Source organism: Micromonospora sp. KC213 (assembly GCF_004348325.1).
Taxonomy (GTDB): Bacteria; Actinomycetota; Actinomycetes; order Mycobacteriales; family Micromonosporaceae; genus Micromonospora.
In genome coordinates this window covers 1-2466 of record NZ_SMKF01000314.1, presented here as the reverse complement: position 1 = coordinate 2466, position 2466 = coordinate 1, and the positions used below count along the sequence as shown (strand labels likewise).

The 2466-nt window shown below is 77.0% G+C and carries 1 protein-coding gene; it reads left to right on the top strand.

From position 1 onward, the window contains the following. Positions 1 to 2466, top strand: a 2466-nt coding sequence (locus tag E1166_RS30175; protein ID WP_243710603.1) for an ATP-dependent helicase, incomplete at both ends; no start/stop codon positions are given.

Below are 2466 nucleotides of genomic sequence, written 5' to 3'. Positions count from 1 at the left end.
GCCGCGGTCCGCGGGGCCGGCGGGCGATGGCGCGCACCCGGCGGACCGCACCGGCAGATCCCATCCGCCGACCGGCGACCGCGGTCAGCACCCTGTCCCCGCCAGCCCGCACGACGCGTCGCGGCGCCTCCGCGGACGGCTCACCGATCCGCTCCAGGCGCAGGTCGTCGCGCACACCGACGGGCCGATGCTGGTCGTGGGTGGTCCCGGCACCGGCAAGACCAGCACCCTCGTCGAGGCGGTCGCCGCCCGGGTGGCCGAAGGCGTCGACCCGGAGCGGATCCTGGTGCTCACCTTCGCCCGCCGGCAGGCCACCGAGCTGCGCCACCGGATCGAGGCGCGGATCGCCGCCGACGGTCACCGGGTGCTCCGCGAGCCGCTGGTGCGCACCTTTCCGGCGTACGCCTTCGGACTGCTGCGCCGGGCCGCCGCCGAGCGGGGCGAGCCGTCGCCCCGGCTGCTCACCGGTCCCGAACAGGACCTGATCATCCGGGAACTGCTCGACGTGGTGGGCGAGGAGCCCGGCGACGATCCGGTCGGCTGGCCGGAGGATCTACGTCCCGCCCTGCGGACCAGGGCGTTCGCCGCCCAGCTGCGCGACCTGTTGATGCGTGCCGCCGAGCGGGGTGTCGGCCCGGTCGAGCTGGCCCGGCTGGGGGAGAAGCTGGGCCGCGCCGACTGGCCGGCCGCCGCCCGCTTCCTCCGGGAGTACGTCGCCGTGCTCGCCCTGCGCGACGTCAGCAACCGCGGCTCGGTCGCGTACGACCCGGCCGAACTGGTCCGGGCCGCCACCGGCATGCTGCTCGACGACCCCGGGCTGCTCGACGCCGAGCGTCGCCGGCTGGCCCACGTCTACGTCGACGAGTTGGCCGACACCGACCCGGCCCAGCAGGAACTGCTCGCCGTGATCGCCGGTGGCGGCAAGCCGCTGGTGGCGTTCGCCGACCCGGATTCCTCCACGTACGCCTTCCGTGGTGCCGACCCGGCCGTGGTGGGCGGCTTCCCGCACCGGTTCCGCACCGCCTCCGGAGCACCGGCCGCGCAGGTCACGCTCACCACGTCGTACCGGGCCGGCGCCGGGCTGCTCGGGGCGGCGGGGCGGCTCGCCCGACGGCTGCGCGGGCCGGCCGCGCACCGGCGGCTGCGCCCGCCGCCCGGCACCCCGCCCGGCACCGTCGAGGTGCGTACCTTCCGCTCCGCCACCAGCGAGGCCGCCTGGCTCGCCCACGCGCTGCGTACCGCGCACCTGCTCGACGGCGTGCCGTGGTCCGAGATGGCGGTGCTGGTCCGCTCCACCCACCTGCACCTGCCCTCGCTGCGCCGAGCCCTGCACACCGCCGGGGTGCCGACCGTCGTGCACGGGGAGGACCTGCCGCTGCACCTGCAACCGGGGGTCGCGCCGCTGCTGCTCCTGCTGCGCTGCGCGCTGGAGCCGGAACGGCTGGACGAGGAGGCGGCGGTCGCCCTGCTGCACTCCCCGCTGGGCGGGGCCGACCCGCTGGCCGAGCGGCGGCTGCGGCAGGGGCTACGGGCTCTCGCGCTGGCCGGCGGTGACCGTCGCCCCTCCGGCGAGCTGATCGTGGCGGCGCTGCGTGACCCGGCCGAGCTGGCCGGGATCGACCGGCGCTGGGTGGAGCCCGCCCGTACGGTGGCGGAGCTGCTGGCGACCGCACGGCGGGCGGCGGCCACCCCGGGTGCCACCGCCGAGGATGTGCTCTGGGCGGTGTGGCAGGCCAGCGGGCTGGCCGAACGCTGGGCCGGCGCGATCAACCGGGGGCGGGCCGCCACCGGCGAGCACGAGACCGCCCAGCGGTGGCGGGCCGAGGCCGCCGACCGTGACCTGGACGCCGTGCTGGTGCTCTTCGACGCGGCGGCCCGGTTCACCGACCGGCTGCCCGGTGCCCGGACCGAGGTCTTCCTCGACCACGTGCTCGGCCAGGATCTGCCCGCCGACACCCTGGCCGCCAGCGCCGACCGGGGCGACGCTGTCCGGCTGCTCACCGCGCACGCCGCGAAGGGCCTGGAGTGGGACCTGGTCGCGGTGGCCGGGGTTCAGGAGGGCATCTGGCCCGACCTGCGGCTGCGGGGCAGTCTGCTCGGCTCGGAGCGGCTGGTCGACGTGCTCGCCGGCCGGGCCGACGGCACCGGCGTGCGGGCTGGTCTGGTCGGGCAGACCTCCGCCCTGCTGGACGAGGAACGCCGGCTCTTCCACGTCGCGGTGACCCGGGCGCGGCGGCGATTGCTGGTCACCGCCGTCGCCTCGGCCGCCGTCGGTGGCGACGACCACGAGGAGCAACCCAGCCGGTTCCTGTACGAACTCGGCGTCGGTGAGCCGGCCGGCGGGGCCGACGCCTCCCGGCACGGGGAGAGATCTCGGCACGAACAGGCACCGCCAGGGACCGTTTCCCACCAGGATCCTCCGGATTCGCGCGCGGGAAGCGAGGAGGGCGGGGACGGCCCGGACGG